15 protein-coding genes are annotated in these 15,738 nt (G+C 32.0%); 12 read left to right on the forward strand and 3 right to left on the reverse strand.

The window, feature by feature from the left end; genetic code table 11:
• Positions 1 to 45: 45 nt before the first annotated feature.
• Positions 46 to 2,136: an LTA synthase family protein gene (locus tag B0A81_RS19010; RefSeq protein ID WP_089059467.1), complete on the reverse strand. Its 2,091-nt coding sequence runs from the start codon at positions 2,134 to 2,136 to the stop codon at positions 46 to 48.
• Positions 2,137 to 2,331: 195 nt separating this feature from the next.
• On the opposite strand from B0A81_RS19010, the gene B0A81_RS19015 reads away from it, so the two are divergent.
• Together B0A81_RS19015 and B0A81_RS19020 are read left to right on the forward strand one after the other, a co-directional pair.
• Complete coding sequence (locus B0A81_RS19015; protein WP_089059493.1) at positions 2,332 to 2,997, forward strand: response regulator transcription factor; 666 nt, start codon at positions 2,332 to 2,334, stop codon at positions 2,995 to 2,997.
• Entirely contained in the window at positions 2,998 to 4,395 is a 1,398-nt protein-coding gene (locus B0A81_RS19020; protein ID WP_089059468.1) for a sensor histidine kinase, read from the forward strand. It begins immediately after the preceding gene.
• Between the two features lie 99 nt (positions 4,396 to 4,494).
• On the opposite strand, the gene B0A81_RS21925 is transcribed toward B0A81_RS19020, so the two are convergent.
• On the reverse strand, positions 4,495 to 4,620 hold the full coding sequence (locus tag B0A81_RS21925) for a hypothetical protein (protein WP_255409812.1): 126 nt from the start codon (positions 4,618 to 4,620) through the stop codon (positions 4,495 to 4,497).
• A gap of 87 nt (positions 4,621 to 4,707) precedes the next feature.
• Here B0A81_RS21925 and hisG point away from each other — a divergent pair, with 87 nt between their 5' ends.
• From hisG to hisIE, 9 genes are all read left to right on the forward strand, one after another.
• Positions 4,708 to 5,565: an ATP phosphoribosyltransferase gene (gene hisG / locus B0A81_RS19025; protein WP_089059469.1), complete on the forward strand. Its 858-nt coding sequence runs from the start codon at positions 4,708 to 4,710 to the stop codon at positions 5,563 to 5,565.
• Between the two features lie 110 nt (positions 5,566 to 5,675).
• Entirely contained in the window at positions 5,676 to 6,959 is a 1,284-nt protein-coding gene (hisD, locus tag B0A81_RS19030) for a histidinol dehydrogenase (RefSeq protein ID WP_089059470.1), read from the forward strand.
• Between the two features lie 89 nt (positions 6,960 to 7,048).
• Positions 7,049 to 8,098 carry a histidinol-phosphate transaminase gene (gene hisC, locus B0A81_RS19035; RefSeq protein WP_089059471.1) on the forward strand — a complete coding sequence of 350 codons (1,050 nt, stop codon included), beginning with the start codon at positions 7,049 to 7,051 and terminating at the stop codon, positions 8,096 to 8,098.
• Positions 8,099 to 8,364: 266 nt separating this feature from the next.
• Positions 8,365 to 9,501, forward strand: a complete 1,137-nt coding sequence (gene hisB / locus B0A81_RS19040; protein WP_089059472.1) for a bifunctional histidinol-phosphatase/imidazoleglycerol-phosphate dehydratase HisB — start codon at positions 8,365 to 8,367, stop codon at positions 9,499 to 9,501.
• A gap of 80 nt (positions 9,502 to 9,581) precedes the next feature.
• On the forward strand, positions 9,582 to 10,163 hold the full coding sequence (hisH, locus tag B0A81_RS19045) for an imidazole glycerol phosphate synthase subunit HisH (RefSeq protein WP_089059473.1): 582 nt from the start codon (positions 9,582 to 9,584) through the stop codon (positions 10,161 to 10,163).
• Between the two features lie 99 nt (positions 10,164 to 10,262).
• Positions 10,263 to 10,988: a 1-(5-phosphoribosyl)-5-[(5-phosphoribosylamino)methylideneamino]imidazole-4-carboxamide isomerase gene (hisA, locus tag B0A81_RS19050; RefSeq protein ID WP_089059474.1), complete on the forward strand. Its 726-nt coding sequence runs from the start codon at positions 10,263 to 10,265 to the stop codon at positions 10,986 to 10,988.
• An 84-nt stretch (positions 10,989 to 11,072) separates the two neighbouring features.
• Complete coding sequence (gene hisF, locus B0A81_RS19055; RefSeq protein WP_089059475.1) at positions 11,073 to 11,828, forward strand: imidazole glycerol phosphate synthase subunit HisF; 756 nt, start codon at positions 11,073 to 11,075, stop codon at positions 11,826 to 11,828.
• Between the two features lie 10 nt (positions 11,829 to 11,838).
• Complete coding sequence (locus tag B0A81_RS19060) at positions 11,839 to 12,384, forward strand: STM3941 family protein (RefSeq protein ID WP_089059476.1); 546 nt, start codon at positions 11,839 to 11,841, stop codon at positions 12,382 to 12,384.
• Between the two features lie 28 nt (positions 12,385 to 12,412).
• The gene (gene hisIE, locus B0A81_RS19065; RefSeq protein ID WP_089059477.1) at positions 12,413 to 13,009 is read left to right on the forward strand and encodes a bifunctional phosphoribosyl-AMP cyclohydrolase/phosphoribosyl-ATP diphosphatase HisIE; all 597 of its coding nucleotides are present in this window, start codon (positions 12,413 to 12,415) and stop codon (positions 13,007 to 13,009) included.
• 150 nt (positions 13,010 to 13,159) lie between these two features.
• On the opposite strand, the gene B0A81_RS19070 is transcribed toward hisIE, so the two are convergent.
• Positions 13,160 to 13,858: a carbohydrate-binding family 9-like protein gene (locus tag B0A81_RS19070; protein WP_089059478.1), complete on the reverse strand. Its 699-nt coding sequence runs from the start codon at positions 13,856 to 13,858 to the stop codon at positions 13,160 to 13,162.
• 169 nt (positions 13,859 to 14,027) lie between these two features.
• On the opposite strand from B0A81_RS19070, the gene B0A81_RS19075 reads away from it, so the two are divergent.
• Positions 14,028 to 15,683: a M1 family metallopeptidase gene (locus B0A81_RS19075; RefSeq protein ID WP_089059479.1), complete on the forward strand. Its 1,656-nt coding sequence runs from the start codon at positions 14,028 to 14,030 to the stop codon at positions 15,681 to 15,683.
• Positions 15,684 to 15,738 lie beyond the last annotated feature (55 nt).

Consider the following 15,738-nt stretch of genomic DNA (forward strand, 5'->3'; position numbering starts at 1 on the left):
AAATTGAGGCTTTTATTTATATTACGTTTGAGTTTTTTATTGAAATTATTTCTGATATTTCTTTTCCTTTAAAACATAAGAGGCAGTTTGATAGTAAGAAATCGTTTCATTTACCAAGCTGAGTTTTTCAGTTTTTAACGGAATTTCGTCATAGTCAACTTGAAATTCTGGAGCAACTCCTGTTTTCGGATTTATTTTCAGTGAAAACTGTTTAACTTGCTGTTTAGGAGATAAAACGGTTAATACATTGTCTTTTATTAAGCCTAAATCTTGGTAAGTGGCAATAAAAGCTCGTGGTTTGTAATTGTCTTTAAAAACGTCCTGACCAAAGAATTTACTTTTATAGTCAAAATGCAATAAGCCAAATAATGTTGGCATAATGTCTATTTGCGACATTAGTTTATTGAATTTTTGAGGTTTTCCATTTGGAGTGTAAATAATTGCTGGAATTCGGTATTTATCCAAAGGCAGTTCCGTTTTTCCTGCACTTGAAGCGCAATGATCCGCCACAATTACAAAAATAGTGTTATTAAACCAAGGCTGTTTGCGAGCCATTTCAAAAAATCGGCTTAAGGCATAATCAGTATATTTTACACCTCCGTCGCGAGATTTTATATCGCCTGGAATGTCAATTTTATTATTAGGATATGTAAAAGGTCTGTGATTGCTGACCGTCATAATATGATTAAAGAATGGTTTATTTTCTTTAGCTTCGGCTGTCATTATTTTCACCGCTTTTTTATACATATCTTCATCACATACACCCCAAACATTAGAAAATGTGATTTCTTCAGGTGAAAAACTTGATTTGTCTATAATTTGATAATCATTTCCAGAATAAAAATCTTTCATATTATCAAAGAAAGCATCACCGCCATACATAAACTTCACATTGTATCCTTTTTGTTTAAAAAGCGCTCCAGTTGAAAATTTATTTTTATTATCCTCTCTTTTTACAACACTTTCTCCCGCAGTTGGAGGCAGACATAAAGTTACCGCTTCAAGACCGCGAACAGTTCTGTTTCCGGCAGCATACAAATTGGTAAACTGAAGACTTTTTTGTGACAAACTGTCTAAAAAAGGAGTAATGTTTTGCGAGTTTCCATAAGCTTTCATGAAATCGGCGCTTAAACTTTCGATTGTAATTAAAACAACATTTTTGCGTATTTCAGCCGAGTCGCTTTTGATTTCGTGAGTTGTGTCTTCTGGAGAAGCAATAGGCAATTGCTCTTTTAGAATAGCAAAAGCTTTGTCGTGCGGAATTGTTTTATAAAACTTGAAATAGTCAAGTTTGCTGTTTTGAAAAGCCAGATAGAACTTATAGATGCCGTTTGATTGTAATTCATTAACAAAAACATTCTTTGAGTTTTCAGTTTTAGATAAAGTTGGAATAGCGATTAAAGAAATCAGAAATAAACCCCAATATACACCTGAGATTTGAAGTTTCTCTTTTAAAGTTGGAATTTCATAGATGTAATTTTTTGTTTTTTTCAGGATATAATAAGTTATCATTCCTGTAACCAAAAATAGAGCTGAAAAGATTGGAACTACAGGATAAGACTGCATAATGTTTCCAATTACTTCATTTGTGTAAATCAAATAATTAACAGCTATAAAGTTGTATTTTACTCCAAATTCATTCCAAAAAAAGTATTCACTTAAACCATTTTGAAGAATTAATAAAACGTAAAGAAAAATTACAAAGGCAAAAAGCCAGAATCTAATTTTATCTCTCCATTTAGGAAGAAAAAGCATAAGACCAAAAAGAACCGTTTTGATTCCTATAAAAATTAAAACTATTTTAGGTAAAGCACCTCCATATTGATCAAAAACACTTTTTCCTGAAGCAACATATAAAAAGGCTGCGATAAAAACACCTAGAATAATATACCCTGAAGGCTTGTTGTATTTTGAATTTGAAATAAAAATTAGATATAACCAAAGAAAAAAGCTAGCAACTGTAAAAACGAAAAAATCGGAAATTAAACCTAGAAAAAAGATTTTTAAGCTTTCAAGCAGTGAGAAAGATGTTTGTGTAATAGGATGAAAAAATAGAACAATTCGTAATAGTAAACTGATAATGAAATAGAACAATGCCAGGTGGTAAAATGGGCTAAGCTTTTTGTAGAATGTCATAATAGATTATTTTGGGCAAAATTAAGGTTGATAAATTAATAATAGATGAAGTTATACTTTTACCTTACTTAGTGTTAACTTAATGTTTTCTTAAGATTATGCTTGCAGGTTATTCTGATGAGTTTTAATGTTTTGAGAAATTTAAAATTTTTATCTTTGACTGGTCCAAAAGTAAAAATTTTAATAAAAAAACATATGCATATTTTAATCGTAGAAGATGAGTTAGGTATCGTTCAGTTTTTGCAGCAAGGACTGCAGGAAGAAGGTTATAAGGTTACTACAGCAAATGACGGTTCTAAAGGCTTTGAATTAACGCAGGAGCAAAAGTTTGATTTGATTTTATTAGATTGGATGCTTCCTAAAATTAATGGTTTAGATTTATGCAAAGCAATTAGAATTAAAGATCAAATAACACCAATTATTTTTTTGACTGCTAAAGATACCGTACAAGAAACGATTGAAGGCTTAAAAGCGGGTGCAAATGATTACATTAAAAAACCTTTTAGTTTTGAAGAATTAGTAGAACGTATTAAAGTTCATTTTAGAAATAGAAAAGGAACAGAAGTTCTTTCGTTAGGTACAATTAAAATTGATTTATCAAAACATATAGTTTTGAAAAGCGACAAAGAAATTGCATTAACACAAAGAGAATTTGAATTGCTTACGTACTTAATTAAGAATAAAGGAAAAGTTTGTACTCGAAATCAGATTTTGAAAGATGTTTGGGAAATTAATTTTGAATATGATACAGGTGTAATTGACGTTTTTATGAATGCCATTCGTAAAAAATTGAAGCTGAAAATAGAAGAGGATTACATAAAAACAATTCGCGGTATTGGTTACATCGCTAACGACTTATAAATGGTACAGCTTTCTTTTAAAAATAGAATTGCATTAAATTATATTATTACTACAGGTTTATTGATTGTGGCAGTTTTTTCGGTTATTTATTCTATCGTAAAACATACCGTTTACAGTCATATTGATGAAAAAATAAAAGTTGAAATTCAGAATCATTTAGACGAAATAAAAGTCGTAAACGGCAAAGTAATCCTAATTGATGCCGAAGAATGGAAGGAACGCGAGCATAATACTGTAGACGTGAATCCTGTTTTTGTAGAGTTCTTAGATTTGAAGAAAAGAGTAATTGAAAAAGCTCCCAATTTAAAAACAGAAACACTTCAATTTAAAGACTCTGTCGAAGATTATGAATTGTTTGATACCATGATGGGAGATCATGCAATTAGACAAATTCAAGTTTCACTTCATGTTAATAATAAAAAAATAGGATACGTTATTGTTGCAATGTCGTTGGCCGACTCAAAAATGGTGCTTAATAATTTGTTCGAAATTATGAGTTTGTCATTTTTAGGGATTCTGCTGCTGTTGTTTTTTATTGCTCGTTTTTTTGCAGGAAGAAGTATAAAACCAATAAACGCAATCATAAATACATCGCGAATTATTACCAAAGACAATTTAAAAGCACGTATTCCGCTGCCCAAAACGCGGGACGAATTATACACGCTTTCAAAGACCATAAACAATTTATTAAATAGGATTGAAGATGCAATTGAACGCGAAAAGCAATTTACTTCAGACGCTTCTCATGAATTAAGAACGCCTCTAACAGTTATTAAAGGTACGCTTGAAGTTCTTATACGTAAACCTCGTGATAATAAAGAATATGAAGAAAAAATCAATTATTGTATTCGTGAAGTAGATCATTTAAATTTATTGGTAGATCAGTTGTTATTAATGGCTCGATTTGAAAATCAAAAGCAAGATGTTAATACAGAATTAGTCTACTTAAATGCGATAATTTTAGATGTTCTGACTTTGAATTCTGAGAAAATTAAGAGCAAGCAGATCAACATTAAATTTGAAGCAGAAAAGGACTATTATGTGCATTCTGATAATTTTCTGGTTATTACGATTTTGAGAAATATTATTTCAAATGCGATTAAATATACAGAAAGTAAAGGTGAAGTTTCTATTTTGTTATTCAAACAAAATGGCAAAACAAGCTGTAAAATTTCTGATAACGGAATTGGTATTGCCAAAGAAGATCTAGAGAATATTTTTAATCCATTTTTTAGATCCAAATCTACAGAGCATCCTGAAATTAAAGGAACTGGTTTAGGATTGTCTATCGTAAAAAGAATTACAGATTTGCTGGATATAAAATTCAAGATTGAGAGTAAAATTGATGTTGGAACATCAGTTATTTTAGTTTTTAACGAAGAGGAGAAAACGTTATAGTAGATTGAAAGAATGCAATGAAATTAGGGCTTGAGCTTTTTTTTAACAATAAACTATCGTTAAGTTATATTAAAAATTGCTTTTTTATGAAATTAACTATTATATTTGCAAACGAATCAAAGAATTATAAAACAAACCAAACAATGATTTCAAATCAATTACATCATCATCATTTTCATTATTGCTCTCAGGCGATGTGTTAATGGTATGTGTGTAAATCATCATATTTTAAAACCCGTTTGAGTACATCAAACGGGTTTTTTTATACCAATTCTTTGTACTCAAACTATTAATTCAAAAAAAAACTAAAAAATGAGTACTTTAAAAATTGCAATTCAAAAATCAGGTCGTTTAAACGAAGACAGCATTCAGATTCTAAAAGACTGCGGTATTTCAATCAACAACGGAATCGATCAGTTAAAAGCCGAAGCTTCTAATTTTCCTCTTGAAGTTTTATATTTAAGAAACTCTGATATTCCTCAGTATTTAATTGATGGAGTAGTCGATTTGGCAATTGTCGGCGACAATCTTTTGGTCGAAAAAGGCAAAGAAATTGAAGTGGTACAGCGATTAGGATTTTCAAAATGCAAAGTTTCTGTAGCGGTTCCTAAAACCTTCGAATATAATTCGGTTCAAGATTTGGCAGGATTACGAATCGCAACCTCTTATCCAAACACAGTTAACGAATATTTTAATTCTTTTGGAGTAACAGTAGATATTCACCAAATTTCAGGTTCTGTAGAAATTGCTCCAAACATTGGTCTTGCCGATGCTATTGTTGACATCGTTTCAAGCGGAAGTACTTTATTCAAAAATAATTTAAAAGAAGTAGAAGTGATTTTGAAAAGTGAAGCAGTTTTAGCTGTTTCGCCAAAAGTTTCACCAGAGATTCAAAAACACATTGATACCTTAAAATTCAGAATACAATCAGTTTTAAGAGCAAGAAATTCAAAATATATCTTGATGAACGTTCCAAACGAAAAAATTGATGAAATAGGAAAAATTCTTCCCGTTTTAAGAAGTTTAACCGTTTTACCATTAGCACAGGAAGGTTGGAGCAGCGTACACTCGGTAATTGATAAAGATACTTTCTGGGATGTAATTGATAAACTGAAAGATGCAGGTGCAGAAGGAATTTTAGTTTGCCCAATTGAAAAAATGGTTCTTTAAATGCGCTTAGCGCACTTTAGGCAATAAGCTTTAAGCTTTACGCCAGAAAAAAAATAGAAAAAGTTAATAAAGCCTAAAGCCTGCAGCTTAAGGCTTAAAGCCAAAGAATAATGAATAAAATAGACAATCCAAAACAAGATACTTGGTTAGAAATCTTAAAAAGACCAACTCAAACTATTGATGATATTGAGGTTACAGTAAAGGAAATTTTTAAAGAAGTACAGAAAAAAGGTGATGAAGCTGTTGCAAAATACACTTCGATTTTTGATGGGATTTCTTTAAACAATTACGAAGTTTCAATAGAGGAAATAAATGAAGCAATTGCTTTGATTCCAAATGAATTAAAAGAAGCTATTCAACTGGCAAAAGACAATATTTACAAATTTCACAGTGCTCAGAAAACTGATCGAGTTGAAATCGAAACAATTGAAGGTGTAACTTGCTGGCAGGAGAAAAGACCAATTCAAAAAATTGGATTGTATATTCCAGGCGGAACAGCTCCTTTATTTTCAACCGTTTTAATGCTTGCTGTTCCTGCTGAAATTGCAGGCTGTAAAGAAATCGTGTTGTGTTCGCCGCCAGATAAAACAGGAAAAATAAACCCAGCGATTTTGTATGCTGCAAATTTATGCGGTGTAACTAAAATTTTAAAAGTAGGCGGAATTCAGGCAATTGCAGGAATGACTTTTGGTACACAGTCAATTCCTAAAGTGTATAAAATTTTCGGACCTGGAAATCAGTTTGTAACTGTAGCAAAACAATTGGCTACTCAGTTTGGTGTTGCAATCGATATGCCTGCTGGACCCTCAGAATTGTTAATTGTTGCCGATGATACTGCTGTACCAGCATTTGTAGCTTCAGATTTATTGTCACAGGCGGAACATGGAACAGATAGTCAAGTAATTTTAGTTTCGACTTCTAAAAGACTAATTGACGCAGTAGAAAAGGAAATTCAATCTCAGGTTGAAGTGCTTCCAAGAAAAGCCATAGCAATAAAAGCAATCGAGAATTCGAAATTGATTTATGTCGAAAATGATCAAATTGCTTTAGATTTAATTAATGAATATGGTCCTGAACACTTCATTATTTGCTCGCAATATGATGATTTTTATTGCAACGGAATTATAAATGCAGGATCTGTTTTTATTGGAAATTATACGCCAGAAAGCGCAGGAGATTATGCTTCGGGAACAAATCACACGCTTCCTACAAATGGTTATGCAAAAAATTACAGCGGTGTAAATCTAGATAGTTTTACAAAATCAATGACATTTCAGAAAATATCCGAAAAAGGAATTCGAAACATTGGTAAAGCAATTGAAACTATGGCTGAAGCCGAAGGTTTACAAGCGCATAAAAATGCCATTACGTTGAGATTGAAGAGTTTAAAATAAAAGATTAAAGAAAGACAAAAGAAAGAGTAAAGAAGCAAGATTTTATAAAGTTTTTCATCTTGGTTCTAGTTTCTTAAAAAGACAAAACAATGAGCACTTTTGATATAAATACAATTACGCGTGAAAACGTAAAATCTTTAAAGCCTTATTCTTCTGCCAGGGATGAGTTTGAGGATTTTGATACTGCTGAAATGATTTTTCTGGATGCCAATGAAAATCCGTTTCAAAATGGTGTAAACCGTTATCCAGACCCGCAGCAAAGTTCAGTTAAAGCAATTTTAGCTAAAAATAATAACGTAAAGCAAAGTCAGATTTTATTAGGAAATGGAAGTGATGAAGTTTTAGATTTGCTTTTTAGAGCTTTCTGTGAACCTAAGAAAGATAATATTATTTCGCTGCCGCCAACTTACGGAATGTATGGTGTTTTGGCAAATATCAACGCTGTAGAAAACAGAGAAATTTTACTTTCTAACGATTTCCAGCCGCAGGTTGAAAAGATTTTAGAAGCAGTTGACGAGAGTACAAAAATTATCTTTTTATGTTCGCCAAACAATCCAACTGGAAATTCATTTTTAGATGAAAGTGTTGTAAAACTGCTGCAGAATTTTAATGGATTGGTTGTTATTGATGAAGCTTATATTGACTTTTCTGATAAGGAAAGCTGGCTTGCAGAAATTGATGAATATCCAAATTTGGTTATTATACAAACGCTTTCAAAAGCCTATGGTCTGGCAGGAATTCGATTAGGAATCTGCTATGGATCTGAAGCTGTTATTTCGGTTTTAAACAAGATTAAACCGCCATATAATGTAAATGAATTAACGCAGCAAAGAGCTAAAGAACGTTTAAAAGATGCTGAAAAAATTAAACAAGAAATAGCTTCTATTGTAAAACAAAGAGAGGAATTACTTAAGGTTTTACTTGAAGTAGGTTTTGTAGAAAAAGTGTATCCAACAGAAGTTAATTTTGTCTTGGTAAAAGTAGATGACGCAAATAAAAGATACGATCAGTTAATCAAAAAAGGAATTGTAATTCGAAACAGAACAACGCAGCCTTTATGCGAAAACTGTCTTCGTTTTACAATTGGAACAGAAGAAGAAAATGCTGTTTTAATTAAAGAATTAAAGTTATTAAGCTAAAATTATTAGCTACAGATTTCACAGATTAAAATGATTTTTTTACGCGGATTTGGCAGATTAAAGCAGATTTGTTTTTGATTTTTGAATCTAAAAATAATCAGCGTGCATTTGCTTTAATCTTTTAAAATCTGCGTGAAAAAAAATAGTATTAATTAGTGACTCGAATGATAGCGAACAGGTGATGCAGATTCGCAGCAAAAGAAAAGAATAAACGCAAACGAAAAAATCATTTTAATCTGTGCAATCTGCGGCAGAAAATATAAACTATGAAAAAAGTACTTTTTATCGATCGTGATGGAACGATCGTTTTAGAACCTGAAAACTTACAATTGGACAGCTTAGATAAACTAGAATTTTATCCAAAAGCTTTTCAGTATTTAGCAAAGATTGCAGGTGAATTAGATTACGAATTGGCAATGGTAACCAATCAGGATGGTTTAGGAACGGACAGTTTTCCTGAAGATACGTTTTGGCCGACACAGAATTTTATTTTGAGAGCTTTTGAAAATGAAGGTGTTTTATTTGATGAGATTTTTGTTGACAGATCTTTTCCAGAAGAAAATGCGCCAACACGTAAGCCAAGAACGGGAATGTTGACGAAATATTTGAATAATCCTGAATATGATTTAGAGAACTCATTTGTTTTAGGTGATCGTTTAACAGATGTTGAATTAGCAAAAAACCTTGGTGCAAAAGCGATTTTCATGAACGATACTGATGGAGCAGGAAGTAATGAAATTTCATCAAAACGTGAAGAGTTAAACGAAACAATAGTTTTGCAAACAATGGATTGGAAAAAAATCTATGAGTTTTTAAAACTAGAAGCGCGTTCAGCATCAATTACTCGTAAAACCAACGAAACTGATATTTATATCAATTTAAATCTTGACGGAACTGGAAAAAGTAAAATCGATACAGGAATTGCTTTTTTTGATCATATGTTAGATCAAATCTCTCGTCACGGTCAAATGGATTTGGAAATTACTGTAAAAGGCGATTTAGAGGTCGATGAACACCACACAATCGAAGATACAGCAATTGCACTTGGTGAAGTTTTTGCAAAAGCGTTAGGAAACAAATTAGGAATCGAACGTTATGGATTTTGTCTGCCGATGGATGATTGTTTAGCACAAGCTGCAATTGATTTTGGCGGAAGAAACTGGCTGATTTGGGAAACGGAATTTAAACGTGAAATGGTAGGCAAAATGCCGACTGAAATGTTTTATCATTTCTTTAAATCGTTTACCGACGGTGCAAAAGCGAATTTAAATATTAAAGCGGAAGGAATTAATGAGCATCATAAAATTGAGGCAATCTTTAAAGCTTTTGCAAAAGCAATAAAAGTAGCCGTAAAAAGAGATACTGAAAAAATGATTTTGCCTTCGACGAAAGGAATGCTTTAAAATTTGTTTCAAGTTTCAGGTTTCACGTTTTGTTGAGTAACTTGAAACGTGAAACCTGAAACAAAACAAACAACAATTAAATGAAAATAGTAATTATAAATTACGGAGCAGGAAATATTCAAAGCATTATGTTTGCTATTGAAAGATTAGGTTTTAAAGCTGTTTTGAGTGATGATCCGAATGAAATTTCGTCAGCCGACAAAGTGATTTTTCCAGGTGTAGGCGAGGCGAGTTCTGCGATGTTTAAACTTCGTGAAAGCGGTTTATATAGTTTAATTCCGAATTTGAAACAGCCCGTTTTAGGAATTTGTCTCGGAATGCAGTTAATGTGCAATTCAACTGAAGAAGGAAATACGAAAGGATTAGAAATTTTTGATGTAGATGTCGTAAAATTTTCAAATAAAGTAAAAGTGCCTCAAATGGGGTGGAATCAGATTTATGATTTAAAATCAGATTTGTTTAAAGGTATTTCTGAAAATGAATTTATGTATTTGGTTCATAGTTTTTATGCGCCAAATTGCACGGAGTCTATTGCAAAAACAAATTATGATCTTGAATACGCATCGGCATTGCAAAAAGATAATTTTTACGGAACTCAGTTTCATCCAGAGAAAAGCGGTGATGTCGGGGAAAAGATTTTTGGGAATTTTTTAAGAATGTAAAATCCCAATTTCAATATCAAAAATCAATTAAAATATCAATTTTGAAAATCAGAGAAGGCTTTATGACTTTCGACTTTCAAACTTTAAGACTAAAATAAGATGAGAATAATACCAGCCATAGATATCATTGAAGGAAAATGCGTTCGCTTGTCCAAAGGTGATTATGATACGAAGATAATTTACAATGAAAACCCGCTTGAAGTAGCAAAATCATTTGAGGCGCACGGAATTGAATATTTGCATTTAGTAGATCTTGACGGTGCAAAATCGAGCAAAATTGTCAATTATAAAATTTTGGAACAAATTGCATCACAAACGAGTTTAAAAATTGATTTTGGAGGCGGATTAAAATCAGATGATGATTTGCGAGTTGCTTTTGAAAGCGGTGCAAACCAAATTACCGGCGGAAGTATTGCGGTAAAAAACAGAACAATTTTTGAAAAATGGATTTCTGAATATGGTTCGGATAAAATTATTTTAGGTGCCGATGCAAAAGATGAAAAAATTGCAGTTTCAGGATGGTTAGAAGAATCAAACGAAGATTTGATTCCGTTTATACAAGATTATCAAACGAAAGGAATTCAATACGTTATTTGTACCGATATTGCAAAAGACGGAATGCTTCAAGGTCCGAGTTTTGAATTATACAGTAAAATTTTAGCGGAAGCGAAAGGCATAAAATTAATAGCTTCCGGCGGAATTTCAACTTTTGATGAATTACCTCAATTAGCAGAATTAGGTTGTGAAGGAACCATAATTGGAAAAGCGATTTACGAAGGAAGAATCACTTTGAAACAGTTGGAGGATTTTATAATTAGAAAATGAGAAAATTTGATAATTAGATAAGTATTTTGCAAACTGTAAATTAATTATCTAATTGACTAATTTTCTAATTAACACATTAGATAAATGTTAGCAAAAAGAATTATACCTTGTTTAGATATAAAAAACGGAAGAACTGTAAAAGGTGTTAATTTCGTTGACTTACGCGATGCTGGAGATCCAGTAGAATTAGCAGAAATTTACTCAGCTGAAGGTGCTGATGAATTGGTTTTTTTGGATATTTCAGCAACCGAAGAACGACGTAAAACGCTGGTGAATATGGTGCGAAGTGTAGCGGAAAAAATTAATATTCCGTTTACTGTCGGCGGTGGAATTTCGTCTGTTGAAGATGTTGAGATTCTTCTGAATAACGGAGCTGATAAAGTTTCGATCAATTCATCGGCAGTAAAAAATCCGCAATTGATTAATGACTTGGCTCAGAAATTTGGAAGCCAATGCGTTGTAGTAGCTATCGATGCTAAACAAATTGATGGACAATGGACTGTACATTTAGTTGGCGGAAAAGTACCCACTGAATTAAATTTATTTGACTGGGCAGTTGAAGTTGCAGAACGCGGCGCAGGAGAAATTTTATTCACGTCAATGGATAATGATGGAACGAAAAATGGTTTTGCAAACGAAGCTTTGGCTAAACTTTCAGAATTAGTAAATATTCCAATTATTGCTTCTGGCGGAGCAGGAAATATACAGCATTTTGTAGATTCTTTCAAAGTCGGAAAAGCTGATGCTGCATTAGCCGCAAGTGTTTTTCATTTCAAAGAGATCGAAATCAAAGCGTTAAAACAAGAATTAAAAAATAACAATATAGAAGTCAGAATCTAGTTTGAAAAACATGAGTAATATTGAAATACAATTAAGTAAAGCAAAATTAGTCAAACTAGTTTTCTTTTCAGTTCTGTTTTTAGGCGCGAGTCTTTGGATATTAATTTATCAACCAAAATCGAATCATTTTATTTTTGGTAATCCCTATATTATGAATACGGTTTCAGTTCTAGGTATTTTATTTGGGGGGATGTCGTTATTTTTTTCAATAAAGAAAATGGGAGATAAAAAGCCAGGAATTATAATTGATACTAAAGGAATTATTGATAATTCAAGTGCTTTATCAATAGGAAGAATTCCTTGGAAAGACATTGACGATATTATTGAAAGAGTCGATTTTAATCAAAAATCAATTGCGTTAATCGTGAAAAATCCAGAGGAATATATTGATAAACAAACATCATTTTACAAAAGAAGAATGATGAGAGCAAATTTTAAAATGTCAGGCTCACCAATTGCTATTTCTCCAAATTCTCTTAAAACTAATTTAGAGGAATTGGGTAACATCTTAACCGAGAAACATACAGAATATTTAAATTCCAAAAATCTATCCTGATAGCCATCGGGATCAAATCTAAAATAATATGAATATAGATATCAAAAGCGCACACGGATTAATTCCGGCGATAATTCAGGATTCAGAAACAAAAAATGTTTTGATGCTGGGTTATATGAATGAAGAATCGCTTCAAAAAACAATAGAAACTCAAAAAGTAACATTTTTCAGCCGTTCAAAACAAAGACTTTGGACAAAAGGCGAAGAGAGCGGTAACTTTTTGAATTTGGTAAGTATTAAAAATGATTGTGACGGAGACACACTTTTAATTCAGGCAAAACCAGTTGGGCCAACTTGCCACACAGGAGCAGATACTTGCTGGCAAGAACCAAACAATGCTAATTACGGATTTATTTCTCAGTTAGAGAACACAATAAAAACTCGTAGAGAGAATGCCGATTCAGAGAAAAGTTATGTTGCTTCGTTGTTTGAAAAAGGAATCAATAAAATTGCTCAAAAAGTAGGAGAGGAAGCTGTGGAAGTGGTGATTGAGGCCAAAGATGATAACGACGATTTGTTTCTCAGCGAAAGTGCTGATTTACTTTTTCATTATCTAATTTTATTACAGGCTAAAGGTTTTCAGCTGAATGATGTTATTGAGGTTTTAAAGAAACGTCAGAAGTAAGATTTGATTTTTGTCATTTCGACCGAAGGGAGAAATCACACTCGAATGTAGACAAAGATTAGATATGCTTTGCAGAGTTTCTTGTGTGATTTCTCCCTTCGGTCGAAATGACAAACTAACAATTATGCTGAATTAAAGATCAACGAAGTCTCATTCCACAAACTCAAAAACAGCAAATTCTCTTGGCTGATGAAAGCCAAATTTTAAGCTTTTATAAGGTTGTAATGCAAGATATTCAGTATTGCTGCTATAATCAATTCTAAAAGCATTTCCTTTCCATTTAGATCCGATTTCAGGTTTTTTGAAATTACCATTTTCAATTTTTTCTAGACTTGAAAAAGGTATTTTTATTTCGGTGCAATAGCCTTCAGTTGTTATTTTACTCATGGTTTCTAATCCCTCAATATCAAAATCCATAGATGTTTTCCATCCGCCGCATTCGGCAGAAATACATTTTAAAAGCATGTCATAATTGGTTGAAAAAGCATTTACGTCAATTTCTACATAATTTTGTCCATTACCATCTGGATCGATAAAAATTTCGACTAAGTCATCTGTTTTAAAAATTGAAAAATCTTTCTTCTGTTTTGAACCAGTTATTTTGGAATCTAAGCAATGAAAAGCGATATAAAGATTTTCATTATTCCATGCAAAGGAAACCATTGTGTTTTGACTTGCTTTTTCAGCAGAATTATGAATTACAAAAGGACCTAAGAATGGTGTTTTCCAATCTGATAAGTCTCCGTCTACAGTTAGTTTTTGATTCGTTTTATAAATCGGAATAGTCTGCAAATGACTTGTTGTCGAGCACATCAGAAAAAAGAGAAAAACAATCTTGATAAATTTCATAAAGGTGTTGTAAAAAAAACGAAATGGCTAAAGTAAATAAGAATAATGAGTTTTAACACTAAATAGGATTAATAGAAATTATAAAATAAAGAAAAAATTGATTTGAATGTTTACATTTGTTGAAGATTAAACGGGTTTAATTGCCTTATTTGTCATAAAATTATAAATAATGAAAAAAATCTTTAGCGGCGTTTTTATCGCCTTTTTAATTGGTTTTACTGCCAATGCGCAAGGACTTTTGAAGAAGTCTGAAACGGTTTTTACACATCAGGATACTTTACGCGGAAGTATTACAAAAGAAAGAGCTTGGTGGGATTTAAAATACTATCATTTGGATGTGAAAATAAATCCAAAGGAAAAAACAATTACCGGTTCAAACACTGTTCGTTATACTGTATTATCAGAATACAATAAAATGCAGATTGATTTGCAGGAACCAATGCAGATTTATAAAGTTACGCAAGGCGGAAAAGATTTGAAATTTAAACGCGATGGAAATGCTTTTTTTATTGATTTAATTGAAAAACAAAAGATTGGAGAGGTTAAAGAAGTTGTGATTTCATTTGGCGGAAAACCTAGAGAAGCAGTTAATGCTCCTTGGGATGGTGGAATCAGCTGGAAAAAAGATAAAAATGGAAAAGATTTTATTGCTTCATCTTGTCAAGGATTGGGCGCAAGTGTTTGGTGGCCAAATAAAGATCATATGTATGATGAAGTAGAGAATATGCTAATTAGTGTAAATGTTCCAGGAGATTTGACAGATGTTTCTAATGGAAGACTGCAAAGTGTTAAGAAAGAAAAAGATGGAACTAAAACTTTTAACTGGTATGTTTCAAATCCTATTAACAATTATGGTGTAAATATAAATGTTGCGGATTATGTAAATTTTTCTGAGAAATTTAAAGGCGAAAAGGGAGATTTAGATTGCAGTTATTATGTTTTAAGAGATAATCTGGCTATTGCTAAAGAGCATTTTAAAGACGCTCCTAGAATGTTGAAAGCTTTTGAAAACTGGTTTGGTCCATATCCGTTTTATGAAGACAGCTATAAATTGGTTGAAGTTCCTTATTTAGGAATGGAGCATCAAAGCAGTGTAACTTATGGTAATGATTATAAAATGGGATATAAAGGAAAAGATTTAAGCGGTACTGGCTGGGGCTTAAAGTTTGACTTTATTATTATACATGAATCAGGACATGAGTGGTTTGCAAATAATATTACTTATAAAGATATTGCCGATATGTGGGTACACGAGAGTTTTACCAACTATTCTGAAAGTTTGTTTATTGAGTATTATTATGGAAAAGATGCGGCCGCTGAGTATGTAATTGGATGCAGAAGAAACATTGAAAATGATAAACCTATTATTGGGCATTATGATGTGAATAATGAAGGTTCAGGTGATATGTATCCAAAAGGTGCAAATATGCTGCATATGATTCGTCAGGTTATTAATGATGATGCAAAATGGAAATCGATTTTAAGAGGTATGAATAAAACTTTTTATCATCAAACGGTTACAGGTAAGCAAATTCAGGATTATATCAATGAACAGTCGGGGATTAATTTCAACAGAGTTTTTGCACAATATCTAACAACAACTCAAATCCCAGTTTTTGAATATATGTTTAAAAATGGAACTTTCGGATATCACTGGACAAATTGTGTAGCTAATTTTGATATGCCGGTAAGAGTGAAATTAAACGGTGTTGAAACCTGGTTGAAGCCTACAACTGAATGGAAATCGGAAAAAACAACGAATGAAAACAGAACTATTGAAGTGGATAAAGATTTTTATGTGACGAGTTCTAACATTATAGAATAAAATTTAAAATATAAACTTCAATGGGAAGTTTTGTGAGCCCGATAGGTTATAATAA

The organism is Flavobacterium plurextorum, assembly GCF_002217395.1.
Lineage (GTDB): Bacteria > Bacteroidota > Bacteroidia > Flavobacteriales > Flavobacteriaceae > Flavobacterium > Flavobacterium plurextorum.